The sequence below is a fragment of the Fulvivirga sediminis genome (assembly GCF_016757215.1).
Taxonomy (GTDB): domain Bacteria; phylum Bacteroidota; class Bacteroidia; order Cytophagales; family Cyclobacteriaceae; genus Fulvivirga; species Fulvivirga sediminis.
The window spans coordinates 193,310-219,993 of record NZ_JAESIY010000010.1 but is presented as its reverse complement, the minus strand read 5'-3'; the positions used below and the strand labels follow the sequence as shown (position 1 = coordinate 219,993).

Annotated in this window: 24 protein-coding genes; 18 read left to right on the top strand and 6 right to left on the bottom strand. The window is 38.1% G+C overall.

The genetic code is table 11. The features are described from left to right. Positions 1-1,990, bottom strand: a 1,990-nt coding sequence (locus tag JL102_RS18410) for a hypothetical protein (RefSeq protein ID WP_317191649.1), incomplete at its 3' end; no start/stop codon positions are given. Between the two features lie 912 nt (positions 1,991-2,902). On the opposite strand from JL102_RS18410, the gene JL102_RS18405 reads away from it, so the two are divergent. From JL102_RS18405 to JL102_RS18350, 12 genes are all read left to right on the top strand, one after another. Further along, positions 2,903-3,607: a GNAT family N-acetyltransferase gene (locus tag JL102_RS18405; RefSeq protein WP_202245917.1), complete on the top strand. Its 705-nt coding sequence runs from the start codon at positions 2,903-2,905 to the stop codon at positions 3,605-3,607. Beyond that, positions 3,580-4,773 (top strand): argininosuccinate synthase, encoded by a 1,194-nt coding sequence (gene argG, locus JL102_RS18400; RefSeq protein ID WP_202245916.1) that lies wholly within the window; start codon positions 3,580-3,582, stop codon positions 4,771-4,773. Before JL102_RS18405 ends, argG begins: the two co-directional genes overlap by 28 nt. Before the next feature lie 92 nt (positions 4,774-4,865). Beyond that, positions 4,866-5,840, top strand: a complete 975-nt coding sequence (argC, locus tag JL102_RS18395) for an N-acetyl-gamma-glutamyl-phosphate reductase (RefSeq protein WP_202245915.1) — start codon at positions 4,866-4,868, stop codon at positions 5,838-5,840. A gap of 2 nt (positions 5,841-5,842) precedes the next feature. Continuing rightward, complete coding sequence (gene proC, locus JL102_RS18390; RefSeq protein ID WP_202245914.1) at positions 5,843-6,652, top strand: pyrroline-5-carboxylate reductase; 810 nt, start codon at positions 5,843-5,845, stop codon at positions 6,650-6,652. Then, on the top strand, positions 6,649-7,809 hold the full coding sequence (locus JL102_RS18385; protein WP_202245913.1) for an aspartate aminotransferase family protein: 1,161 nt from the start codon (positions 6,649-6,651) through the stop codon (positions 7,807-7,809). The genes proC and JL102_RS18385 overlap by 4 nt, the downstream gene beginning before the upstream one ends. Beyond that, positions 7,787-8,722 carry an N-acetylornithine carbamoyltransferase gene (locus tag JL102_RS18380; protein WP_202245912.1) on the top strand — a complete coding sequence of 312 codons (936 nt, stop codon included), beginning with the start codon at positions 7,787-7,789 and terminating at the stop codon, positions 8,720-8,722. Before JL102_RS18385 ends, JL102_RS18380 begins: the two co-directional genes overlap by 23 nt. Further along, positions 8,719-9,492, top strand: a complete 774-nt coding sequence (argB, locus tag JL102_RS18375; protein ID WP_202245911.1) for an acetylglutamate kinase — start codon at positions 8,719-8,721, stop codon at positions 9,490-9,492. The genes JL102_RS18380 and argB overlap by 4 nt, the downstream gene beginning before the upstream one ends. After that, on the top strand, positions 9,489-10,547 hold the full coding sequence (locus tag JL102_RS18370; protein ID WP_202245910.1) for a M20 family metallo-hydrolase: 1,059 nt from the start codon (positions 9,489-9,491) through the stop codon (positions 10,545-10,547). Before argB ends, JL102_RS18370 begins: the two co-directional genes overlap by 4 nt. Before the next feature lie 102 nt (positions 10,548-10,649). Further along, positions 10,650-11,933, top strand: coding sequence for an argininosuccinate lyase (gene argH, locus JL102_RS18365; RefSeq protein WP_202245909.1), 1,284 nt, complete (start codon positions 10,650-10,652; stop codon positions 11,931-11,933). Between the two features lie 26 nt (positions 11,934-11,959). Continuing rightward, on the top strand, positions 11,960-12,535 hold the full coding sequence (locus tag JL102_RS18360) for a hypothetical protein (protein ID WP_202245908.1): 576 nt from the start codon (positions 11,960-11,962) through the stop codon (positions 12,533-12,535). A gap of 299 nt (positions 12,536-12,834) precedes the next feature. Further along, on the top strand, positions 12,835-13,086 hold the full coding sequence (locus JL102_RS18355) for a hypothetical protein (protein ID WP_202245907.1): 252 nt from the start codon (positions 12,835-12,837) through the stop codon (positions 13,084-13,086). Then, positions 13,083-13,706, top strand: coding sequence for a hypothetical protein (locus JL102_RS18350; protein WP_202245906.1), 624 nt, complete (start codon positions 13,083-13,085; stop codon positions 13,704-13,706). Before JL102_RS18355 ends, JL102_RS18350 begins: the two co-directional genes overlap by 4 nt. A 204-nt stretch (positions 13,707-13,910) precedes the next feature. On the opposite strand, the gene JL102_RS18345 is transcribed toward JL102_RS18350, so the two are convergent. Continuing rightward, positions 13,911-16,901, bottom strand: a complete 2,991-nt coding sequence (locus JL102_RS18345) for a sensor histidine kinase (protein WP_202245905.1) — start codon at positions 16,899-16,901, stop codon at positions 13,911-13,913. A 559-nt stretch (positions 16,902-17,460) separates the two neighbouring features. Between JL102_RS18345 and JL102_RS18340 the strand changes: the two genes are divergently transcribed. Beyond that, positions 17,461-17,883 (top strand): hypothetical protein, encoded by a 423-nt coding sequence (locus tag JL102_RS18340; RefSeq protein ID WP_202245904.1) that lies wholly within the window; start codon positions 17,461-17,463, stop codon positions 17,881-17,883. A gap of 93 nt (positions 17,884-17,976) precedes the next feature. On the opposite strand, the gene JL102_RS18335 is transcribed toward JL102_RS18340, so the two are convergent. From JL102_RS18335 to JL102_RS18320, 4 genes are all read right to left on the bottom strand, one after another. After that, positions 17,977-20,265: an FdhF/YdeP family oxidoreductase gene (locus JL102_RS18335; RefSeq protein ID WP_202245903.1), complete on the bottom strand. Its 2,289-nt coding sequence runs from the start codon at positions 20,263-20,265 to the stop codon at positions 17,977-17,979. 18 nt (positions 20,266-20,283) lie between these two features. Beyond that, positions 20,284-20,649, bottom strand: coding sequence for a DUF7009 family protein (locus JL102_RS18330; RefSeq protein WP_202245902.1), 366 nt, complete (start codon positions 20,647-20,649; stop codon positions 20,284-20,286). A 7-nt stretch (positions 20,650-20,656) separates the two neighbouring features. Continuing rightward, positions 20,657-21,514 carry a formate dehydrogenase accessory sulfurtransferase FdhD gene (fdhD, locus tag JL102_RS18325; RefSeq protein ID WP_202245901.1) on the bottom strand — a complete coding sequence of 286 codons (858 nt, stop codon included), beginning with the start codon at positions 21,512-21,514 and terminating at the stop codon, positions 20,657-20,659. A gap of 72 nt (positions 21,515-21,586) precedes the next feature. Then, the gene (locus tag JL102_RS18320; RefSeq protein WP_202245900.1) at positions 21,587-23,275 is read right to left on the bottom strand and encodes a formate--tetrahydrofolate ligase; all 1,689 of its coding nucleotides are present in this window, start codon (positions 23,273-23,275) and stop codon (positions 21,587-21,589) included. 120 nt (positions 23,276-23,395) lie between these two features. Between JL102_RS18320 and JL102_RS18315 the strand changes: the two genes are divergently transcribed. From JL102_RS18315 to JL102_RS18295, 5 genes are all read left to right on the top strand, one after another. Continuing rightward, the gene (locus JL102_RS18315) at positions 23,396-24,118 is read left to right on the top strand and encodes a tRNA1(Val) (adenine(37)-N6)-methyltransferase (RefSeq protein WP_202245899.1); all 723 of its coding nucleotides are present in this window, start codon (positions 23,396-23,398) and stop codon (positions 24,116-24,118) included. Further along, positions 24,115-24,663, top strand: a complete 549-nt coding sequence (locus JL102_RS18310) for an endonuclease V (RefSeq protein ID WP_317191650.1) — start codon at positions 24,115-24,117, stop codon at positions 24,661-24,663. The genes JL102_RS18315 and JL102_RS18310 overlap by 4 nt, the downstream gene beginning before the upstream one ends. Before the next feature lie 234 nt (positions 24,664-24,897). Then, complete coding sequence (locus JL102_RS18305; protein ID WP_202245897.1) at positions 24,898-25,152, top strand: RNA recognition motif domain-containing protein; 255 nt, start codon at positions 24,898-24,900, stop codon at positions 25,150-25,152. Between the two features lie 137 nt (positions 25,153-25,289). Then, positions 25,290-25,871 carry a YceI family protein gene (locus JL102_RS18300; RefSeq protein WP_202245896.1) on the top strand — a complete coding sequence of 194 codons (582 nt, stop codon included), beginning with the start codon at positions 25,290-25,292 and terminating at the stop codon, positions 25,869-25,871. 142 nt (positions 25,872-26,013) lie between these two features. After that, the gene (locus JL102_RS18295) at positions 26,014-26,463 is read left to right on the top strand and encodes a MarR family winged helix-turn-helix transcriptional regulator (protein ID WP_202245895.1); all 450 of its coding nucleotides are present in this window, start codon (positions 26,014-26,016) and stop codon (positions 26,461-26,463) included. Positions 26,464-26,684 lie beyond the last annotated feature (221 nt).

Below are 26,684 nucleotides of genomic sequence, written 5' to 3'. Positions count from 1 at the left end.
TGCTTCCTTTTTGGGCTACATCCATAGATACACTAAGAGTAACCAGACCTTGGGTTATAGGGTTAGGATAGGCTTTCAAAGCTGAAACGCCATTAGAAGACTCTTCCTCTTCATTAGGCAAAGTATTGAAAAAGGCAGGATTGAAGCCATTAGTCAAATCATTGCTTGCTATACGAGCATCAACAAGCGCCTTACTAGCTGCTTCTACTATCTCCCTGTTAATAATTATTCCATCTACATCATACCCATCTGCTGAGGGGGGAAAGAGTGAGCTATTGGAAGCATCAGTTATTTTAATGTAACGGGCATATTCCATACCCTGGTCTACGGCTGGCTTAATATCAATAAAAGATGTTCTACAATAAAGGTTAGGTAAACTATACCAGCTGATGCCGTCTTCTGACACTTCTACAAAAGCTTGCTCAGGATAATTATTATCCTCATCAGAATAACAGTATTGATCGGCCCTACCATAGCTGGTTTCTACTAGGATCATATCCGGCTCTGCTGTGCCGTCATCCCAAACCTTACTAGCCAGCTCTAAAGTAATGCTTCCTCCAAAACCCAGAGCCACAAAGTTATAATCATTATTTTCCTGAGGGTTAGCCAAGGTATTACCTGCATCACTACGCTCTTCAGGTATCTTACCTCCGTTATTTTTTTTTCCCTGCGTAAAAGACATCACCCTACTCACTCCAATAGGATATCTGTATATTTCCGCGCCATAATCTAGGTCAGGATCATATTCATCAGGACTAGTAGGGTAATGTTCTGCTACAAAAAGCACCATACCATCATGCACTGCTGACGGCTCATAAACAAGCATATTAACCTTATTTCTGAAAATCATTTTAGTACCTTTAGAGGTACCATCAGTAGTCCATAGCTCAACCTTGTGACCATTATTTTTCCAAAAATAAATCTGATCTCCATACTGATGATTCAAATCATGTTTCTCAAGTCCTTTAGAATCAAGATATTCCCTGGCACCTGTAAGCACATCATAACTCCAAAAGCCCTTGTCATTACTTACAAAAAGCTTAGCATCCCCTCCTATCAGGTTAGCCTTGCCAGTCATAAATTTCTTAGTTCCTTCAGCCGTTCCGTCAGAAATCCATACTTGATAGCCTAATATGTGACCATCATTATAATCATGTTCTGCAAATTTGAAAAAACTAAAATCACCTACTTTTACATATTCGTCGATTATCAAGTTATCAGGAAACGTAGAAATGAGTTCAATATCATTTTCATTCACCTTCCATAATTCTGTATATTGCCCATCTGAATAGTCATTAGTCTTATCACTTACTATTAAACTATACACGTCATCGCCTATTTCGACCACCTCAAAAGGTTCATAATAACTGAGTTTTTCCGGCGTATAACCAAGGAGCTCTTGCTCTTTATCTTTTATCCGATATATGCCATATAAGGTAGAATCTGTAGTACCTCTATAATACACCTCATCGCCAAAAACATAAGGCCGAGTAGCCCAACTATAATGGCCATGATAATCCTTATTAGTACCATCAGGATAAATAATACTTACAAAACCTTCATTGTTACTTACAATCCCCACCACGGCTATCTCTTCCGAGAACACCGTACCCCAAAAGTTATATACGGTATCAGAATAGTATGATCGAAACAAACTAGAAGCATATGCTCTACCATCACTCTTATAGACATCATAAGAAGCATAGTCATCTCTGTAATACACATAATTTTCTAAGCTAAAGAAATCAGCAGTAGAGGTACTTTCCATAATATAAGTTCCTGTTTCTGTTCCATCAGTTCTAAGAATTGCTTGACTTCCGCTGATATAAACAGCCTCATCTGTTTGCGTAAACTTATAGTCATAAGTATACTCAGATGGATAAAAAGAGCCGTAAAATTGGTCCTTCACTAAAGATATTTGAGCATAAGATAAGGTACAGACCAACGCAAAAAGGATCTGCAAAATGGTTTTTGTGATTAAATTTTTCATGGTAGACTAAATTTTAAAAGTTTAAGATGAATCAAACCATCCATTATAGCTTCTTGATTTTCAAATAAATACGCGCAAAATATCATTTCACACTTATTTAAATAATTAAAGTGAAAGCCTATAAATGATGGGAATATGATACTCGTATGGCCATCAAAATGAGTGATCATGATGAACCTTTTGAGCAAGACAAAGCACTAAGCATGCTTCTTCTCATCTCTTACAATAAAGAGAAAGAGACAGCAATACCACTCTGCTTACTGACAGTCCGCTTAATACTCTGAGTTAGAGATATTAATTTGCCAACAGCCTATAATCACATGTCAGATAGGTGCAACATACAATGGAAAATCATCCATTGCATTTTTAATAATATTAAGATAGCTCTTAAATGGCTTCCGTCGAGAAGAGATATGCTAAAGCCAAAAATGCACTGAGGAAGTAGGTTAGGTAATTATTTTTCATAGCCAACTATTTTTTATTTCACTTATTTAATATATCATATATTTTATTTAAACTGTAATTACAAAATAAAGTTATATATTTTAATATTTAATTAAAATACTGAACATTAATAAATTGTAAACTTTTATTATCTGGATGTGACTTTTCAGTTTTATAAAGTCTTAAGGATAAATAAAATTACAAGTTTATTTATTTGGTTATTCCAAATAAGTTTTTAACCTTTGAATGCAAATGACCAGTACTAACTCATATACACTAAAAAACTACCCAGCTTCTCCGGCTGTGGTTGTGTATGCCCCTGAGTTTAGGATAAGGACATTTAGGCCCCTTTTGGGGTAATATAATCTATGCGTGGGTACGTCCCGGCGCAATCACACACACCATTTAGTATATTTATTTTAAATTTTTGCCGCCAGGCATTCACTTAAATAATTTCGATTTTCAATAATGTCGGAAATAAAACTCACTATCGCGAACGAGGATCATCTTGAGTTTGCGGAAGAAATTTGTAACATGATGGAGCGCGCCGCAGCCCAGAGAGGCACCGGTATCGCTAAGCGTTCACCTCTATACGTAAGCGCTAAAATGATGGAAGGAAAAGCGGTTATCGCCATTTCTGACAATCAGCCAGTAGGGTTTTGTTATATTGAAACCTGGGGGCATGGTAAGTATGTAGCTAACTCAGGTCTCATTGTACATCCTGATTTTAGAAATACAGGACTGGCCAAGCGCATTAAAGACGAAATTTTTCAGCTCTCAAGAAAGAAATATCCAGAGTCTAAAATATTTGGAATCACTACCAGCTTGGCAGTGATGAAAATAAACTCTGACCTAGGCTATAGACCTACAACATTCTCAGAGCTCACTACTGACGAAGACTTCTGGAAGGGCTGTCAGAGCTGCAAAAACTATGACATCCTTACTCGTACTAACAGGGCTCACTGCCTCTGCACAGGTATGATCTACGATCCTGCAAGGCAAACTAAGTCCACTTCTGCCAAGCTTACTAAAGAAGAAAGATGGAAGCGATTCACAGGATTTTTAAAAGATGGCGCTGATCGCCTGAAAGGAAAAATCAAACTAAAATTAAATAATCAAGATCCTAAAAATTCTAATAAATTATCATGGCTGACCAAAGTAAAGTTGTTTTAGCTTTTAGTGGAGGACTAGACACCTCCTATTGTGTAAAATATTTAAAACACGACCTGAACATGGAAGTTCACTCTGTGTTGGTTAACACCGGTGGCTTCGATCAGGAGGAGCTTAAAGCAATTGAAAAACATGCTTTGGAACTTGGAGTAGCGCATCATGAAAGCATCGATGTGGTAGATGAGTTCTATCAAAAAGCTATCAAATACCTTATTTTCGGTAATATTCTAAAAAACAATACCTATCCCCTTTCAGTAAGTGCGGAGAGAGTTTTTCAGGCTATGGCCATAGCAAGGTATGCCAAAGAAAATAATGCAGAATATATAGCTCATGGTAGCACAGGAGCAGGAAATGATCAGGTTCGTTTTGACTTGGTATTCAACATTATGGCTCCTGAAGCTAAAATAATCACCCCTATTCGTGACTTGCAGCTTTCACGCCAGCAAGAAATAGATTATTTAAAATCTCATGGGGTGAATATGAACTGGGAGAAAGCCAAATACTCCATCAACAAAGGCTTATGGGGCACCAGCGTAGGCGGTGCAGAAACGCTTACTTCTAAAGAAGCTCTGCCAGAAGAAGCTTACCCTAGCCAACTCACTAATAAAGAGCCTAAAAGCATTACTTTAGAATTTAAAGAAGGCGAAATAACGGCTATTGATGGAGAAAGCATGAGTGCTCCGAAGGCTATACAACTATTAAACAAAATAGGTAGCGAATATGCCATAGGCAGAGATATACATGTGGGAGATACCATTATTGGTATAAAAGGAAGAGTAGGATTTGAAGCAGCTGCCCCAATATTGCTTATTAAAGCTCATCACTTACTAGAAAAGCATACGCTTACCAAATGGCAACAGCACTGGAAAGAACAACTATCAAGCTGGTATGGCATGATGATGCATGAAGGTCAGTACCTCGACCCTATTATGCGCAATATTGAAAAATTCATGGATGATACCCAGCAGTTTGTAACTGGCAAAGTGCACCTTAAGCTCAGCCCTTACCAATTTGCCTTACTAGGCATTGAGTCTGAGCACGATCTTATGACTTCTAAATTTGGTAACTACGGAGAAATGAACAAAGGCTGGAGCGGTGAAGATGTCAAAGGCTTTACTAAAATTTTGGCCAACCAGACCAAAATTTTCTACGCCGTAAACGAATTATAAAAACACCAGAAAGCCAATGTCTAAACAATCACAGCATTGGCTTTCTTCTGCTGGCATTTTGCACAAACCAGCTCTAACTAAATACTTAAACAATGATTAAAGCAGGAATAATTGGGGCGGCTGGTTATACAGCTGGAGAGCTTATTAGAATTCTCATCAACCACCCTGATACTGAAATAGCATACCTATATAGCAATAGCCAGTCTGGACAAGCCATCACCTCCATTCATGATGACCTGCTAGGGCAGACACCCTTAAAATTCACAGATGAAATAAAAGAGGCCGATGTGGTGTTTCTATGCCAGGGTCATGGAAAATCGAAAGAATTTTTAGACAACCATACTTTCAGTGATTCTACAAAAATCATTGATCTTAGTCAAGACTTCAGACATCAAGCCCAATCTCAATTAGGTAATAGGCAGTTTGTATATGGCTTGCCAGAGCTCAACCGCTCAAAAATCATTAACGCCCAGAACATAGCTAACCCAGGCTGTTTTGCTACTGCTATACAGCTAGCATTGCTACCACTAGCACAGGCAGGCTTACTTCAGCAAGAAGTACATGTAAATGCCATTACCGGCTCTACCGGAGCAGGGCAAGCCCCTGGTGGCACCACACATTTCAGCTGGAGAAACAACAACATTTCTATTTACAAGGCCTTTGAACACCAACACTTAATAGAAATCACCGAGAGCATTACAAGCCTTCAAGCTGACTTTGATCAAGACATCAATTTCATTCCTGTGAGAGGTAACTTTAGTAGAGGAATTCTGGCTTCAGCTTATACTCACTTTGATGGCACCGCAGAAGAGGCACTAAAACTATATCAGGAATTTTATGCCGATGCAGCCTTCATCACGGTGACTGACAGCAGCATACATTTAAAGCAGGTAGTAAATACTAATAATGCCATTGTAAGTGTAGAAAAGCATAAGAATAAAATACTTGTCACCAGTATTATTGATAACTTACTCAAAGGTGCCTCAGGACAAGCCGTGGAAAATATGAACCTCATGTTTGGGCTAGACCAAAGCACCGGACTTAGACTCAAAGCTAACTTATTTTAACCATGCAAAAGCAATCTATAGCCATTCTTGGGGCAGGCAATTTAGGATTAGCCATATACAAAGGGCTGGAAACTGGCGGACTATTAGAAAACAACCAGGCCATTCTCACCAGAAGAGACACCAATGCCATTAAAAACGTTAGCCACCCAGCTACCACCATCACCTCAGACAACAGGAAGGCCGTAGAAGATGCTGATATCATCATTTTTGCTGTACAACCCAAGCAATTAAAAGATGTAATTGATGAAGTAAAGCCAGCTATCCACCAAGATAAACATACGCTGATATCTGTAATTACTGCAGTATCAACTGAAGAAATTGAAGAGATGATTGGCTTTGACCTACCTATTATCAGAGCTATGCCTAATACAGCCATAGCTGTAGGGCAATCTATGACTTGCATAGCTTGCAATAAAGCTGGCAAAAGTAAGCTGGATGCTGTTCAAACTATATTTAATTGTGTAGGTAAAACTATGGTTATTGAAGAAAACCTGATGCAGGCCGCCACAGTGGTTTGCGCCAGCGGCATCGCTTTTTGGATGCGATTTATCAGAGCTACCACCCAAGGAGGTGTACAGCTAGGCTTTGATGCTGAAGACGCTCAAAAAATAGCTGTGCAAGCTTGCCTAGGCGCTGCCAGCTTACTCAATAACAGTGAAAGCCACCCTGAACAAGAAATTGATAAAGTAACAACGCCACAAGGCTGCACCATTGCCGGACTCAATGAAATGGAGCACAATGGACTCAGCTCTGCTTTGATAAAAGGCCTTGTAACTTCTTATGACAGAATTAATAAAATGAAAAAATCATGAAGCCATTTGATGTATATCCACTCTTAGATATAGAACCGGTAAAAGCCGAAGGCTGCAAAATAATAGATAAAAATGGCGTGGAATACCTGGATTTTTACGGAGGTCATGCCGTTATATCCATTGGCCACTCTCACCCTGTTTATGTAAATAAAATAAATGAGCAACTACTGCAGTTAGGCTTTTACTCCAACTCGGTGCAAATACCACTGCAAAAAGAGCTATCAGAAAAGCTGGGGCAGCTATCTGATTATGAAGACTATGATTTGTTCTTATGCAATTCTGGAGCTGAAGCCAATGAAAACGCATTAAAACTGGCTTCATTTCATACGAATAAGAGTAAAGTAATCGCCTGCAAAAAGGCTTTTCATGGTCGTACTTCGGCTGCTGTGGGAGTTACTGACAACGTAAATTACTCTGCCCCCATCAACAAAACTGATCATACCATTTTTGTAGAGCTGAATGATCTGGAGGCTGTAGAAGATGAATTGAGCAAAGGCAACGTATGCGCTGTTATTATTGAAGGCATACAAGGGGTTGGAGGCATTCATATCCCTGATGATCAGTTTTTAAGAGGCTTAAGTAAGCTTTGCAAAGAATATAATGCTATATTAATATTAGATGAGGTTCAGTCAGGCTATGGCCGCACCGGCAAATTCTTTGCCCATCAATATGCTCAGATAAAACCAGACCTGATCACTACCGCCAAAGGCATGGGGAATGGTTTTCCCATAGGCGGTGTATTAATCAGCCCTGAGTTTGAAGCTAAACAAGGGCAACTGGGTACTACATTTGGAGGCAACCACCTGGCGTGTGCTGCCGCGCTGGCAGTATTGGAGGTTTTAGATAATGAAAAACTGATTCAAAATGCAGCTAAACTGGGCAACTATTTACTAAGTAAATTCTTAGAAATACCAGAAATAAAAGAAATTAGAGGAAGAGGACTCATGATTGCAATTGAGTTTGACTTTCCAATAAAAAAATTAAGACAAGTGCTTATTCAAGAAGAGCATGTTTTTACGGGGGTAGCATCTCACCCCAATGTACTTAGACTTCTTCCTCCTTTGAGTCTAAGTGAAAATGATGCTAATTTGTTTATACAGAAATTAAATACTGCAATAGGAAAAATAAAGGCTAATGAAGAAATTCATCTCCGTTAAGGACACAGAAGACCCGAAAGGGTTAGTAAAGAAGGCAATAGATATAAAAAAAGATCCATTTTCTAATCCCATAGGAAAAAACAAAACCATGGGACTTGTATTCTTCAACCCTAGTTTAAGAACCAGGATGAGCACCCAAAAAGCGGCCATGAACCTGGGCATGAACGTCATTAATATGAATATAGATAAAGACGGGTGGAAAATAGAATTTAATGATGGAGCCGTGATGGATGGTGATAGTCAGGAGCATATTAAAGATGCGGTAAAAGTAATGAGCCAATATGTAGATATACTTGGTGTAAGAACTTTCCCTGGCCTTAAAGACAGAAATGCCGATTATAACGAAGAAGTAATTTCTAATTTCATAAAATATAGTGATGTACCCGTGGTAAGCCTGGAGTCTGCCACACGCCATCCGTTACAATCGCTAGCTGATTTGGTAACTATTGAAGAAATAGGCATTAAAAAACCCAAAGTAGTACTTAGCTGGGCACCACACCCCAGAATATTACCACAGGCAGTACCTAATTCTTTTGCGGAATGGGTAAAAGTAACTGATGCTGATCTCACCATCGCTTGCCCAGAAGGATACGAGCTTGCAGATGAATTTATGGCTGGAGCTAATGTATCTTATAATCAAGAAGAAGCGTTTAAAGATGCGGACATTATTTATGCTAAAAATTGGAGCAGCTATCATCATTATGGTGAAAAACCAGAAGTAAAAGAAGATTGGAGAATAACTTCTGAAAAAATGAGCTTAACTAACAATGGTAAGTTTATGCATTGTTTACCAATAAGAAGAAATGTAATAGCCACGGATGAGGTTATTGACAACTCCATGATTTACAAGGAAGCAAAAAATAGAGAATATGCCGCTCAGGCCGTATTACAGGAAATTTTAGAAAACTTATGAAACCGAAACTAACCATAGTTAAGATAGGAGGAAATGTTATTGATGATCCGGAAATGCTGCAAACTGTGCTCAAAGAATTCGGGCAGCTTGACGGCGCAAAATTACTGGTTCACGGTGGCGGTAAAATAGCATCAGACATATCCAAAAGATTAAAAATACCTACTCAAATGGTAGATGGCAGGAGAGTGACTGATGCTACTACCTTAGAAGTAGTAACTATGGTTTACGGAGGACTTGTAAATAAAAATATCATTGCACTACTTCAAAGCTTAGGCACTGATGCAATAGGACTAACAGGGGCCGATGCTAACACCATAACTGCTCATAAAAGAGCTGTAAAAGAAGTAGATTACGGTTTTGTAGGCGATATAGACGTAGCTAATATTAATACAAAAAAGCTCAGCTTTTTAATTAATGGAGGCCTGGTACCCGTATTTTGTGCATTAACTCATGATAAACAGGGTCAACTGCTTAACACCAATGCTGACACCATGGCTTCTTCTCTAGCCATTGCTCTGTCTGGAGAATATGATACTGAACTGATCTATTGCTTCGAAAAAAATGGTGTACTGCTCGATGTGGAAGATGATAACAGCCTTATAAGAGAACTTACCTATTTGCACTTTCAGCAACTAAAAGATGATGGCGTAATCCACCAAGGTATGATACCTAAGCTGGACAATGCTTTTTTAGCTAAAAGACACAATGTAGGTGTAACTGTAAAACATGCGCTGAACTTAACCTCTCCTATAGGCACAAGCTTATTATGACAATAAAAGAAGAAGCTATTTCACTTTTAAAATCACTCATCTCCATTCCTTCATTCTCAAGAGAAGAAGACAAAACCGGAGACTTACTTGAGCAGTTTTTACAAGAGAAAGATATAGAATACCAACGTAGTAGAAATAATATTTGGGCTAAGAACAGGCATTTCTCTACAGAAAAGCCTACTATTTTGCTTAATTCACACCATGATACGGTTAAACCAAATTCTGGTTATACGAGAGATCCTCATGCCGCTGAAATAATGGAAGGAAAACTTTATGGGTTAGGCAGCAATGATGCCGGAGGTCCTTTAGTATCATTGCTAGCTACCTTCCTTCATTTTTACGAACAGGAAAACCTTACCCATAACCTCATTTATGCGGCTACTGCCGAAGAAGAGGTGTCCGGCAAAGATGGTATTGAAAGCATTCTACCATTATTAGGTACTATTGACCTGGCCATTGTGGGAGAGCCCACCAGTATGGAGGTGGCTGTATCAGAAAAAGGCCTTATGGTTTTAGACTGTGTAGCAAAAGGTAAAGCCGGCCATGCCGCCAGAAATGAAGGTGAAAATGCCATTTACAAAGCTGTAACCGACATCGAGTGGTTTAGGAAATATGAGTTTGAAAAGGTGTCTCCTACTTTGGGACCTGTACACATGAATGTAACCCAGGTAAACGCTGGCACCCAGCACAATGTGGTGCCAGATGAATGCCACTTTGTAGTAGACATTCGCCTTACCGATGCTTACTCTCACGAAGGTTTGCTAGAGATTATAAAAGAAAACACGCTAAGTGAAGTGACACCACGCAGCACCCGATTAAAGCCCTCAGGCATCAGCATGGATCACCCATTGGTAAAAAAAGCCATTGAAAAAGGCATGAAAACCTATGGATCACCTACCATGTCAGACCAAGCCTTAATCAACGCACCGAGCATAAAACTTGGGCCGGGAGACTCTAAGCGTTCACATTCGGCAGATGAGTTTATTTATGTTCACCAGATAGAAGAAGGCATAGATACTTACATAGATTTATTAGAAAGATTTTTAAAAGATTAACGCCTGAAACACTCATAATACTTTAGGCTATATTTCAATATTTTTTGACAAATAAAGCCTATCGTGTTTCAACATAGTCGTTAATAAACAAACAAAATAGACATGAAACTTTGGGATAAAGGATATAAAATAGAAAGTGCAGTAGAGGAATTTACAGTAGGTAATGATCGTCAGCTAGACCTACACCTGGCAAAATATGATGCGCTAGGCTCACTAGCTCATGCACAAATGCTGCATGAAGTGGGCATACTCACTGATGAGGATATCAAAGGCATTGATAAAGAAATCAGAGCCATTCTTACCAATATTGAATCGGGAGACTTTACTATAGAGGAAAGCTTTGAAGATGTACACTCAAAAATAGAACATCAACTTACTGAAAAGCTGGGTGAGGCTGGAAAAAAAATACATACTGCGCGCTCTCGTAATGATCAGGTTTTGGTAGACATGCACCTATTCTGTAAAGAGGAAGTATTCACTATCAAAAGCCTGGTAAAGAATCTTTTTGATCGTTTAATTTCACTAAGTAATGAGCATAAGGACGTGCTTATCCCTGGCTACACACACCTGCAAATCGCCATGCCTTCTTCATTCGGCATGTGGTTTGGCGCTTACGCAGAAGCCTTAATTGATGATATTCATTTTCTAAATGCAGCCTTCAAAATATCTGATCAAAATCCTTTAGGATCAGCGGCAGGTTACGGAAGCTCCTTCCCTATCAACAGAACATCTACCACTCAAAAGCTAGAATTCGCTACATTAAAATATAACTCCGTAGCTGCCCAAATGAGTCGTGGTAAATTGGAAAAATCGGTAAGCTTCGCCTTAGCCAGTACAGCGGGCACCTTAGCTAAATTTGCTATGGATGTATGCCTGTATATGAGTCAAAATTTTGGATTTCTCACTTTCCCTGCTCACCTCACCACAGGCTCTAGCATTATGCCACACAAAAAGAATCCTGACGTATTTGAGCTGATCAGAGGAAAATGCAATAAAATTCAGGCCCTCCCTACTGAGCTAACATTGATCACTAATAACTTGCCTAGCGGCTACCATAGAGATTTCCAACTCTTAAAAGAAAGCCTTTTTGCAGGCCTTTTCGAGTTAAAATCATGCCTCCAGATTTGTGAATTCATGCTTCAGCATATTATCATCAATAAAGAAGCTATTAATGATCCTAAGTATGATTATCTGTATAGCGTAGAAGTAGTAAATAAAGAAGTGCAGAATGGTCTGTCATTTAGAGAGGCTTACCAAAAAGTAGGAAAAGAGATAGAAGAAGGCAACTATTCTCCCAGCAAAGAAGTGCATCATACCCATGAAGGTAGCATAGGCAATCTTTGTAACGATAAGATTGTAGAGAAAATGGAGAAAGCATTCAATTGAATTTTATTAATAATCACTAAATATTAATGGCTAAAACACTCATTTATATATTGGCAATTTCATCCATATTGGCAGCATCCTGCAGCAAAGATGATGAGTCAGTACTCAGAATTAATTCTTTTGTATTAACTACTAAGTATGGAGTAGATAACGGGGAATTCGGCTTTGACCCTTCAGACCAATGGCTTTCTACAGATAACGAGAACATAGAAGGTTTTGGAATTTTAGCCGAGCAGCAAAATGAGACTGCAATAACCAACTCAGGAATCTCTAACGAAACTAATTTAAGAATTAGAGCTTACCCTAACCCGGTAGTTGATCACTTAAATTTACGCCTTTACCCTAAGTCCGAAACGTATTTTGATATGATCATCTTAGATGAAAAGCGGAAGATCACCCATAAGTCTAGCTTAAAAGTAAAGTCAGACACCACCTTAAATTTGGATTTTAGAGATTTCAGTTCAGGAGATAAGTTTAAAGTGATTTATAGTCTCTCCAATGAAAACACACTCAACTTTGTTAAAGGGTATGGAAATATTGCTTACTGTCCGGACCTAAATGATAGCTATGAGTTGGAAGAATTAACTCGATGCTTACATTAAACCTATAAGCAACTCATCACCTCTTCTCTTTTTGGAAGAGGTGATGATCATACTAAAACTAAAAAGCAGAAGGTGCCATCGTCTTTGTAGAAATCAGATACATTGTGAAATTATCTTCAAGCAGATACTATTACCAGTAAGAGCTAAGGGTAATTTTGACACTAAAAAATCACAATCACCTATAAATCTTCATATTACAGGATTTTTCATCTAAAGACATCTGTTAAAACAGAACCATAATCATCAATAAATCGTTAATATCATAGATTATATTATAGAAAAGCGATATATTTAACACCATGGGTAGAGATAATGAATTGATTAGTTTGCTGGCAAAACCAGATATGCTGAATTTGTTTAAACGAATTCTGAAGTCGAGGATATTATCCAGATCTGAACTGGAGAGACAATATAACCCCGTCTCTATTGAAGCTAGTTTGAATGAACTCGAGATGCTTGGCCTAATTAACCGACAACCTTCAGCTTTTCATGATTTTGATAAATTCTATCCCACCAGAGAAGGATTAGAAATCGAAAAAATGGTTAGATGAATGACGTAGCCTGCGCGCTCCTTGTAAGCTCTTTACTATCAGTATTACTAGCAACCATACAAATATCAATAGATGCAAAAACGAATGATCTGAGAAGTATTATCACTTCCTCTTTCGTCTTTTACATTCTTATTATGATGATAGGTAATATTATCACTACATTGCTATCCGCTAACTTAATAGATAATAACCTCCCAGCTCCTGGCAGCACCAAAACATCATTTTTATTAGCTGGCCCCAGGTGGGTCTGGTATTCAATATTCGGAGTATTTGGCTTTGAGGCTATTATTCAAAAAGTCAATGTCACGTTTTTTGATCAAGGTGTACTCACTATTCATGATTGGCTAACTAAAGCCAAAAAATCAGCCACAGCAGCCTCCTTAGAAAAAATAGTAATACTCAACTTTCAAGATTCTCAACTACTCGCCACCCGTTTGAAGGCACAGCTCGACCAGGAATCTATTCACACCTTTGCCTCTATGCAGCTTGGCTTTGATCAATACGAAAAAATCATAGCTTCTATTAAAGGTAACGATAAAATCAACCATGAAGAATATCTGGCCTATGTCCTTGCTGAACAATCTCCAAGGGTAGTGAAGGCTAAAATTAGGGCAAGATAATAACTTAATTATTCCTGCCCATCATTTGATCTCAGCACCATACCCTCCTCATGTCTTCACCATTTACTATAAAAGGTTATTTAAGTGATCATTATAACTCCTTATAATGTTACGAAAAGCTAACTCTATTTTAGGCTATAAGACAATTCCATCCAGACTATCAAGCTAACCCACGTAAACTCCTACTATATCTAAATTGATTTTCTAGGCAGGTAATTTCACATTAAAAGAGGTGCCTTGGCCAAAGGTAGACTCTACTTCTATTTCACCATTAAGTAATGTTACAGCCTCCTTCACTATATACAGACCCAGTCCGGAGCCGGATCGGGATTCATCTGCGCGGAAAAACATGTCAAAAATATTACTTAGGTATTGCTCAGGAATACCTATCCCATTATCCGTAACGGTAATATATATAAAGTTATCTTTCTTACTCACCAAGATTTCTATTAGAGAATCTTCTTTATCTGTATCACAATATCTGATACTGTTAGAAATCAAATTATTAAAAATAATCCGAAGCCTGTTTTTATCAGAAAAATATACCCCCCTCTCCACTCTTACTACTCTTTTAATTTTATTAAAATGGTTTAGGTATTTATATACACTAAAAACTTCACTAATTATTTCATTAAAATCAATCTCCTCTTTAATAACATCAAGACGAGAATTTTTAGAGTAAGCTATCACATCTTTTATAAAAGAATCTAGCTTAAGAATACTTTCCCTCATTCTCTGTATCAGCTCATCTTTAGACTCCTGAGTAGTTTCCAGGTTATACAGGTTAAGCAAGCCTATCATTGAAGATAATGGAGCTTTTAAATCATGAGAGGCTGAATAGACAAACATATCCAACTCTTTATTGGTCTGGCGAAGCTGCTGATTAGAAAGCTTAAGCTGGGCAGTTCTATCCTCTACTATGGCATTTAACTTATCTTTTGCCTTCCTAAGTCTATAAGAATAGTACGCAGATAATGCATAAATAACTATAAAGGCAGTGACAATACAAGCTATTACAAACCACCTCCTTGAATAAAAAGGCTCTGCAACAGTAAATTCAATCTTTTCAGACTCACTCCATAAATAGTTTCCACTTTGCCGAGCTCGTATCTGCAGTGTATATGTGCCGGCGTCAAGCTCATTGAGCTTAACTATATTATTTAACTCAAGATCGGCCCATGGTGCGCTATCATTTATTTTATACTGATAAGTAAGCAAAGAACCAGGGAAAGTCAACGACAGAAAATGCAGCTCAACTATTGAATGATTAGGAATGGACTTATTGCTAATATCATCTAAGCTCCACTCTCTTCCATTAATAATCAAATCAGTTAAAAAAGGCTTTTGTGTGTTATTAAACTTTTGGCCGCCCTGTATTGAAGAGGATAGCCCAAGAGCCGTACCTACCCATTTAGTACCATTATCATCAACCCTCAAATCTCTGGGGTTACCGGAACTAGAAGGCAGCCCAGAATCTTTATCAAAGGAGATCCAACTTTGCATATTAGTGAGGTCAACCCTAACAACCCCCATAGTATTGACCAACCACACAAATTCACTTTCCAGTGCTACAGCTCTTACAGGAATGGTGGTCATGCTTCCCAACTCTAGCCTATTCACTGTGCCATTAACATATTGAATAACACCATCAGTGGAAGCTAGCCAAAGCGTATCGTTCCTGGCCGCTAAATCTGATATCTCAAAATTATCACTTAACTCAAAGCTTATAGGCACACTTTCATTAACAAAACGATCAGATTTTTCATCATACCTATAGAGGTAAGAATCTTCACCTATGCCACCAAAATATAAGGTTCCATTCACCTCACAGCCAGAAATCAGCATACCATCAACACCGTCTTTACTTTTATAATGCTTTAGCACTCCCTCAGGATCCAGCTTACAGATACCGTCCATATTCTGCTGATGAATCCATAGATTATGTTTACTATCTGCATACATAAAAGACACAAAACTCATTTGATTGGATAGCCGAACAGTATCCGTAATTACATCTTCCTGCAGGTGTAATATGTTAAATTTATTACTTACCCAAACATCAGACCCTATCCCAGCAATAGCGATAAAAAACTCATTATTCCCTGTTACAATAGTAGATTGCTCATAACCATCTTCATTGTGCTCCAATTTAATAAGCGCATCTTTGTGGGAATAGTAAACCTTATCATCCAAGGGCATAATAGCCTCAATATAATGATCACTATTATTAATCTGTCTAAAGTAATTTTTCTTAAGCATGACAAGACCTTCATCTGACCCTACCCAAAAATGGCCGTCGCTATTGACCAAAATATCATTAGATCTTAAAATATCATACTTATCTTGAACAGAAAGGTCACGCTCCTTTACTAATAAAAGCTCATTTTGAAAAGTACCTATAAGTATCTGAGTACTGTCATACCTTACTATATTAGCCACCTCTTTCACAGGGATCTCATCCACTCTTTCACCATGAAACCCATCTTCAGATCGCCATACTTTATGCACTCCACTTATATTACCCACTAGGATAGTATCTCCTAAATCTAAACATACATTTACATTCATTAAGGGAATGTCTGACTTCAGTGACTCTCTTTTAAATTCATCATCCTCTTCATCATAGCGATACATACGACCTCCGTAGGCAATAACGTATAACTCATCTTCCATTTCAAAGAAAGAGAAGGAATCTAGAAAGCTGTGTGAAAACTCACTGGCATCAAATGTGTATCTTGTCAAGCGCTTTCCCTGAAGCTTTACCACGCTGGCAGGTTCTGATACCCATTTATTAGATTTACTATCTATGAAAATCTTTTTAGGATACCACAAAGTACTATCAGACATATAGATACTTCCTTTAAAGTACTCTTTAAATTGCACTTCAGAAATGCCAGGAACAATTTCTGTAATACCCAAATCAGAAACGGCCAGCAATTGGTTTCCTGTATAAATAATATCTTTAATATATCTACTTGGAGTAGCCTGAGGATAGTTTTGAAACTCGCGTCCGTCATACCTAACGAGGCCTTCATCTGTACCCACCCATAAAAAACCTAGAGAATCAAACTCTACCGCTTTAATCAAATGAGTCACCAACCCCTCCTCAACTCCATATATTGTCTTTTGAAAACTTTGAGAATATGACGTTAGAGTAATTACTGCACTTATAATAAGAATAAAAAGTGCTCTCATAAATTATATTAAATAGGGTAGTTTAGGTAGTTTAGGCACAATATACAATGGTTATTGAGCAAATTAATGAATTTAAAAGGCCAATTGTAACCATATTTTCAAGGAAAAAATTCTAATCTTGTCAATTAAAAATCCTTAAAAAAAACACATAATTAAGTTTTTATTATCAGAAATTATATTATGTATCCTTATAAACCTATCTTTTGAAAGTCTTTTTACTTAGACTCGCGAAATATTTTTTAAACTATAAAAATAAATATTTTTTTATAAACAAATTGCTGACATTAATCTTGACTGCAAGTTTACTCGTATTCTCTTGCTCTGATGATGACGAAACACCTCTACTGGTGCATATAATTACAAATGGGAATTTTCCGAAGGAGCCTCAGTTATGACCTCTATAGAACATACTCCCTCTGAAATCATGGTAGATAAAGCAGGAGAATTTAAAATAACGCTTACTGCTTAGGCGTCACGTGGACGGGGAGATCAGAAAACGGCTACTATCAACATAAAAGGAAATAATGCTATAATTGAGTTTTCAAATGTAGAATTTGGCTTGGAATCAGATGATAGCTACGGAAGATTCTTCTCTATTAAAGATGGTAAAAAGTTTACTGATAGTGAAGTTACCGAAGAAAATGGAGCTTCTATAGATATCACTTTTGGCAGCTTCGGCCATTCTGTTAACTTCTTCCAAAGTCCAACTTCATCATCATTTGATATTCCTAATGCTTCAGAAACTTATTTTATGAACTATCAAAGTGAAGTTATAATGACCGCAGAAGATTTTAATGAAATGAAGGATGATGCAGCCTTATCAAAATTTTCTATCACTAAAGATGATGAAGAGAGCTTTAGCGGCAATTCCATCCCTAATGTGATTTTATTTGAAACAGCTGAAGGAAAAAAAGGAGCTATTAGAACTAAAGAACGCAATAGTGACCGTCTTTTAGTGGATATAAAAGTACAGAAATATTAACACCGATATATTTATAACTAGGTGGCATCAAAAGCGAAAGATCAGTTCAGTCTAGAACTTTTGATGCCACTTATTTTCCTGCAATTAAGGCCATTAACTCCTTACTTCTATCACTACAGACTTAGAAATAGGGGTATTACTCTTTGTAGCATATTTATTATGAGGCACTAGCACATTAGCTTCAGGGAAATAGGTCGCCACACACTGAGTAGGTATATCATAAGGAATCGCCAAAAAGCTTCTGGCCACTCTTTCCTCACCATCATACACGCTCACTAAATCCACCTTTTGCTCTGGCTTTAACCCTGCCTTGGACATATCTTTTTCGTTCATCAGCACTATTCTTCTATCATAATGAACGCCTCTGTACCTATCATGCAAGCCATATATCGTGGTGTTATACTGATCATGACTTCTGATAGTCATCATGATGTATTGACCTTCTTTGAGCTGATGATCGGCTAATTCGTTAATCGTAAAATTCGCTTTCTTTGTATCGGTATGAAACTCCGCCTCTCTAGCTCCATTGGGTAGATAAAATCCTCCAGGCAACCGTACTCGTTCATTAAAATCATCAAATCCGGAGCAGGTCTTCTCTATTCCGTCTCTTATATTATCATAGTTAGCCACCATATCATCCCAATCTACAGTGCTTCTATCTCCTAAAGTGTGCTTGGCCAATTCTGCCACTATCCTAGGCTCACTATATAAATTATCTGAAGCAGGCCTTTTATTTCCTCTGGAGCTATGTACTACTCCTGTAGAGTTTTCTACAGAAACTAATTGCTGACCCGACGACTGAATATCTCGCTCTGTTCTACCAAGACATGGAAGTATTATAGCTGTTTTACCATGAACTAAATGACTTCTATTAAGTTTGGTGGATACCTGTACAGTTAAGTCACAATTCATTAATCCCTTAGCCGTGTATTCAGTATCAGGCGTAGCAGAAAGAAAATTTCCTCCCATGGCAAAAAACACTTTGGCTTCACCTTCATGCATTGCTTTTATCGCTTTAACAACATCATAACCGTCTTTTTCAGGAGGGGCAAAATGAAAAGTATCCTGAAGTTTCTTCGCGAATTCCGGCTGAAGTTTTTCCCAAATCCCTACAGTTCTATCTCCTTGAACATTACTATGACCTCTTACTGGGCAGGTTCCTGCTCCCGGCTTACCTATACTTCCTTTTAGCAAAAGTAGATTTACTATTTCACGAATATTATCTACAGAATTTTTATGCTGAGTAAGGCCCATGGCCCAACAAATAATAATCTGGTTCTTGGCAGCCAAAAGCTCAGCCACCTCCCTTATAGCAGGTGCTTCTATACCTGTCTGGCTAATAAGGTTATCTAAATCATGATTTAATAGATCATTTTTAAAATCTTCATACCCTGCAGTCTTTTCTTCTATAAATTGATGATCAAGTACTTTTCCCGGGTTTTGCTCTTCCATCTGAAAAAGCATTATCATCAACGCTTTTAAGAGAGCCACATCTCCGTTAATTCTTACTTGCAAAAAGTGATCTGTGAGCTTAGTACCCTTCCCAAGCATGTCTTTTACATTTTGAGGATGCTTAAAAGTCATAAGACCTACTTCAGGAAGTGGATTTACCGAAACGATCTTAGCCCCTTTGCTTTTTGCCTTTTCAAGTGCCGTTAGCATCCTCGGATGGTTCGTGCCAGGGTTTTGCCCCATGATCATGATCACCTCTGCCTTGTAAAAATCATCTAACTTGACTGATCCTTTGCCTATTCCCACTGTCTCAGTCAGCCCCGTGCCACTAGATTCATGACACATGTTAGAGCAATCTGGCAAATTATTAGTACCAAACTGCCTAACAAAAAGCTGGTACAAAAAGGCAGCTTCGTTACTAGTTCTTCCTGAAGTATAAAATATTGCCTCATCAGGAGAATTCAATGCATTAAGGTGGCCACCTATAGTTTTAAAAGCTTCATCCCAAGCAATGGGCTCATAGTGGGCACTCCCCTCTCTTAAAATCATAGGATCGGTTATTCTTCCGCTCTTACCTATTTCATAATCCGACCATTCAGAAAGCTCTTGAACAGAATATTTTGCAAAGAATTCACCATCAACCCTTGCCTTAGTAGCCTCTTCGGCCACCGCCTTGGCGCCATTTTCGCAAAATTCAGCTATGGATCTATGCTTGTCAGGATCAGGCCAGGCACACCCAGGGCAGTCAAAACCATCGAACTGATTCAGCTTAAGCAGAGCCTTGGAACCTTCCACCACTCCTACTTCTCCAAAAACATGTTCTAAAGATGATTTTATGGCCTTTATTCCAGCGGCCACCTCTGTTTTCTGACCATATAACAACTTATCATGACCTTCAGGAGGCTGTGCCTTTATCTTTTTCTTATCCATAGCGTTATCATTTACAATTTACTGAGCCAAAGGATTCTTATAAAGATCCTCTTCATCTTCTCCCGGTCGGGCTTTAAGGCATTGAAAATCTTTTTCCACCAGCACTGTTAAAATATCTCCTTGAGGCAAGGATATTTCTGCATCAAAACCTACCTTATCAGTATTAACCCACTCAGATAAAGTTTGTTCTGGCACTCTTATGGTCACAAAGGTGCCATTAAAACTTACAGATAGTTCACTGTCTTCAGTAACTTCCATCCCATAAATCAATTTTCTATCTCCAAAATCAACACTGTCGCTAACCACACCTTCCTTACCTATAATGGCTACTTCACTTTGAGAAAGCCTAAACCTTAAAGAATTCCCTTTAATTCTAATTTTCATGCTTAATTTAATGTTTAAAATGCTCGATTTTCTTCCCTACCCTTTTCTCTCCATGGTAAATATTAAAACCGCTAGACTTAATAAACCCGATGAGTGTCATATTAGTTTGCCTGGCTAAATTGACGGCAAGGCTAGAAGGGGCACCTACAGCTAACAACATAGGCACATGAGCTAACGCAGCCTTTTGCACCAACTCAAAACTGGCTCTTCCACTTACCAAAATAAAACTTTCTCTAAGTGAGGCTGATGAGGAATCTAAAAGACTACTGCCAATCAATTTATCAAGAGCATTATGCCTGCCTACATCTTCTCTAAGTCTGATCAATTTTCCCGCCTCACTAAATAAACCCGCAGCATGAAGCCCCCCGGTATGCTCAAAAACATTCTGTTTTTCTCTTAACTGGCCTGGGGCATCCATAATGGCTTTTTCAGTAACATTCAAAACAGCATTGATCATTTCACAAGATTGCTGTACCGATTCAATAGAACTTTTACCACATACTCCACAGCTGGAGGTCATGTAAAAATTCCTTTGGGCAGCCTCTGGGTCAAACTTCACTTGCGGGTGCAGTTCCACCCTAATCACATTTCCCCTCTCCTCTTCACTCTCTAAACGATTACAATGTTTTACCGAAAGAATATCTTGAGCCGAGCGTATTATTCCTTCCGTGAAAAGAAAGCCCACAGCCAGTTCTTCATCATTTCCTGGCGTACGCATAGTTACCATGAGCCTTTGCTCTTTACGAATATGCTCCTCTCCAAAGCCTAATCTCAGCTCTAATGGTTCTTCCACCGCCAACAAATCAGGCACGGTTTGATAGTGATGATCGGTAAACTTGTTAATAGATGTAGCCTCCACTCGCATAACACGCCTTTTTTTATAATTACTGCCAACCTCAAATCTCGGCTTGAGGTTATCACACAAATTAATATATCATTAGCTTAACCCAGATATTTTACCATTGTTATCTATGTCCATATCAATAGCAGCAGGCACTGCTGGCAGACCGGGCATTCTAAGCATATTGCCAGTTATAGGAATGCAAAAACCTGCTCCGGCTGCAATTTCTATCTCCCTCACTGTAAGCGTAAAATTTTGAGGCCTTCCCAGCTCATGAGGATCATCACTCAAAGAGTTTTGAGTTTTAGCTATGCAAATAGGCTTGTCACTGAGACCTATACGTGCTATTTTCTTTAAATTTTGCTTAGCCTTAGGTAAGAACTCCACCTCTCTGGCTCCATACACCTTACGCGCCACAGCTTCTATCTTATCTTCTACAGACCAGTTCCAATCATATACAGGCTTAAAAGGTTGTGTACATTCTTCCACTGCCTTAAGCACCTCCTCTGCCAGCTGAGTAGTACCTTCACCTCCATGTTCCCAGCCTTCAGAAACCGCCACTTTCACCCCTAACTCGGCGCACCTTTCCTTTACTATTTCTATTTCTTCATCAGAATCAGAAGAAAATCTGTTAACTGAAACCACAGGCTGAACACCGTATAACTTGACATTTTCCAGATGCTTTTCCAGGTTTACCAAGCCCTTCACTAAGTGCATTGTGTTTTTTTCTTTGAGGTCTTCTAATTTTTGACCTCCATGATATTTCAGAGCTCTTACAGTAGCTACCACCACTATCGCTTTAGGCGAAAAACCCGCATAACCACACTTAATATTAAGAAACTTCTCTGCCCCCAGGTCTGCGCCAAAGCCAGCCTCAGTAACTACATAAGGCGTAAGAGACATTCCCATTTTAGTGGCTATAATAGAATTAGTGCCTTGTGCAATGTTAGCAAACGGACCTCCATGAATTATGGCGGGGTTTCCTTCTAGCGTCTGTACCAGGTTTGGCTTAATAGCATCTTTTAACAACGCCGCCATAGCCCCTTGCGCTCCCAGATCTCTTGCAAAAACAGCTTTCCCATCAAAAGTGTCTCCTATGTAGATGTTACCAATCTTTTGTTTAAGATCATCAATATCTTTGGCCAAACATAAAATAGCCATAATCTCAGAGGCCGCGGTAATGTTAAAACCAGTCTCACGCATCATACCTCCTGACTTACCGCCCATACCAGTAACTATATTCCTGAGACCACGATCGTTCATATCCATCACTCTTTTCCACTCTACGGTACGAGGGTCTATACCGAGATTATTGGTCTTAGTTTGAATATTATTATCGATCAGTGCTGCCAATAAGTTATTAGCCTTCTCAATAGCAGCGAAATCTCCAGTAAAATGTAAGTTAATATCTTCCATAGGCACCACCTGACTATAACCTCCTCCCGCTGCACCTCCTTTCATGCCAAATACAGGACCTAAAGATGGCTCTCTAAGTACTACAGTAGTTTGCTTACCCAATTTATTGAGTCCCTCAGCTAAACCTATAGAAGTGGTAGTTTTACCTTCTCCGGCAGGTGTAGGTGTCATAGCGGTAACTAAAATGAGCGTACTCTGAGCTATTTTCTCTTCATTAACCAGATGTAAAGGAAGCTTTGCCTTGTATTTTCCATACATTTCAAGGTCATCTTCACTTATACCTACTGACTGTGCTATGCCCTTTATATGCTTCAGCTCCGTAGATTGTGCTATTTCTAAATCTGATTTATAGGTTTGTTTTACTGACATTTGTTTTCATGGTTTTAGAGGCTAACAAAGATATCATTCCCCATCTAAAATGAAAGGTTTTAGGCTGTATTGTCAATCCTTTGCATATTCTGGGTAATTTTGAGCTTTACAAGGAAGAGCATGCGCAGAAAACATCAGTTTGACTTTAAACAATTTTCTATCATACAAGAAAATACAGCCATGAAGGTGGGTACCGATGGTGTTCTTCTTGGCGCCTGGGCCACTGTTGATGCCCCCGAGAAGGTACTGGATATAGGCACAGGAACCGGGCTCATCGCCCTAATGATTGCTCAAAGATGCAATCAATGTAAAATTGAGGCTATTGATGTAAGTGAAGCAGCCGCAGCAGAAGCCAGCATGAATTTTCAGGTTTCTCCCTGGAGTGATCGACTCTCTTCTAAGACAATATCAATACAAGAACTAAGCAATAAAAAAGAAAGGCATTATTATGATCTGATCATATCTAACCCTCCCTATTTTGAGCAAGGAGGCACTAAAGCACAATCAGAAGGCCGCCAGCAAGCGCGGCACAACCATACCTTGAGCCAAGAAGAGCTGCTCAACTCTGTCAACCATTTATTAACACCACAGGGTAAATTTAGTGTGATACTTCCTTACCAGGAAGGCTTGTCGCTAATTGAAAAATCAAATGATTTTGAATTATTCATCAATAGGAAAACTGGCTTTTTCAGCAAAGAACGTAAACCTCAGGAAAGGTGGTTACTGGAATTTTCTAAAGTGAAAAAAGCACCTATTGAAGACTCATTAATACATTATACACCCAGCAATGAATGGACAACACCTTATAAGCTTTTAACAAAAGATTTCTACATCAAACTATAACCATCCGGAAATTTGATTTTAAAAAACAATTCAAAATGATTTTAGCATTTGACTCCTTTTACTTTAGTAACAAAGCAAAAACAGTATGCCTTCTCTTTGAAAACTGGGAAGACGCAGCCCCATATAGCATCTTGTCAGAAATAACCGAAGGAGTAGCGGACTACGAACCTGGTGAATTTTACAAAAGAGAACTACCATGCATCCTCAGCTTACTGGAAAAGGTAGAGCATACCATTCACACTATTATTATTGATGGCTATGTAACCTTAACCGATAAAGGCAAGCCTGGATTAGGCGCTCACTTGTACCAAAGCCTAGATCCGAAAGTGCCGATTATAGGAGTAGCCAAATCGGGATTCCATGAAAACAGCAAATTAGTGCGAGAACTGCATAGGGGAGAAAGCAAAAATCCGCTCTACATTACAGCTGCAGGAATGAGCGCTGATGAAGCCTATGACAACATCAAAAAAATGGATGGCCCCTATAGAATGCCAACATTATTAAAATTACTTGACAAAAAAACAAGAGAAGCCCTTCCTGAATAATTAATTAAATGCTTTTAATTTCATGTTAAAAACTAATTATTTAATGGAATAAATATAATTATGATCAAATAACATAATAATCTTATGGCATTATAATTAGTTTTAATCAAACTCTTTCTTATCTTTATATTAATGTTTGTGCATTTATAAAGTAATAGCGTTGGCTCTTCAAAAAAACGACCTTTGCTACACTATATTTCTCAAGCAGTTTTAATTTATTTAATTTATTTTACAATGAACATTTTTGTAGCAAAGTTAAACTACCGAACAACTAGCGAAGCCCTACAAAGACAATTTGAAGCTTTTGGTGAAGTGACCTCAGCTAAAGTAATCTTTGACAGAGAAACACAACGATCTAAAGGTTTTGGATTCGTAGAAATGCCTGATGATGCAGCGGCTAAAGAAGCCATAAGCACTCTTAATGAATCAGAATTCGACGGCAGAACCATCGTAGTTAAAGAAGCAAGACCTAAGACTGAAAGTTATTAATTATTAATAAATTTATCGGTATTTGAAAACGACCTCAATTCTCCGAGGTCGTTTTTTTAAAAAAATATTCATTGTTTAAACATTAATGTTAAAACATTATATATATTTGCAGACATAAACATTAAAACATAACAGAGATGAAAAAAATATTATTCAGTTTACTAGCAGTAATAACTGCCGCAACAGGAGTTTCAGCCCAAACTAATTGGGATCTTGACAAAGCACATACTAAAATAGGTTTTAGTGTGTCTCACATGACTATAAGTGAAGTAGAAGGTTCTTTCCAAGAATTTGACGGTAGCGTAGTTTCTTCATCTGATGACTTTGATGGCGCTGAGATATCTTTCACAGCAAAAACAGCCTCTATTGACACCGATGTTGAACAAAGAAATGAACACCTAAAATCTGCTGATTTCTTCAATGTAGCCAAATACCCTGAGTTAACTTTTAAAGGAAAACTTAAGAAAAGTGGAAAAAAATATAAGCTTGAGGGAGACTTCACGCTTTTAGGAGTTACTAAACCTGTTACCTTTGACGTTAAATATAATGGTACTATAGTAGATCCTTACGGAAACACTAAAGCTGGTTTCCAAATAACAGGCACTATCGATAGAACGGAATATGGCATGACATGGAATTCTACTCTTGATGCAGGCGGTCTTCTTGTAGGAGAAGATGTAGAAATAACTGCTAACGTAGAATTACAAAAAAAGGCATAAAATGTCTTAAAAACATTACATCAAACATATCATATAGAGGTTATTGAATTATTAAAGCATAAGTTTGTTAATAATTCGATAACCTCTACTTGACTTTAAGAGCCTAAATATTCTATTTTTGAAATCTCCCTAACATATAAACATGAAATTTGAAGAAGAAATAAAGCAATCAAAATTTACAAGTGAATGTCAGAAAGCCACCCTTAACCTGATTTTCACCTCTGGCTATGTTAACAATATGCAAAAGGACTTTTTCAAACCTTTCAATATTACTAACCAGCAATATAACGTCCTTAGAATACTACGAGGCCAACACCCTAAATCAATCTCTACCTCTGGCATAAAAGATAGAATGCTAGACAAAAACTCAGATGTTTCCAGAATAGTAGACAGACTTACTTTAAAAGGATGGGTTCAAAAAACCGTGTGCCCTGACGATAGAAGGTTAGTAGATGTGATCATCACCTCTGAAGGCCTCGAACTACTGGAAAGCATGGACACTGATGTGAAAAAGCACAATGATCATTTAGGAACCCTTACAGAAGAAGAAGCCAAACAATTAAGTGAGCTATTAGATAAAGTAAGAGGGTAAAAACTTCTACTTAAATTGATATGCAGGCAGATATACAGTAAAAACACTGCCTTCATTTTCTACTCTTATACCTCACCTCCGTTAATCACTGCAACTTGATAACTTGATAAATTAATTTGTGTTTAATATTAACATGATTTTTTGATATTTCGTTCAAAAGCATATCTTTTCAGAACATTACCATATATGATAATAAAAACCATATTTAGTATTATATTAGT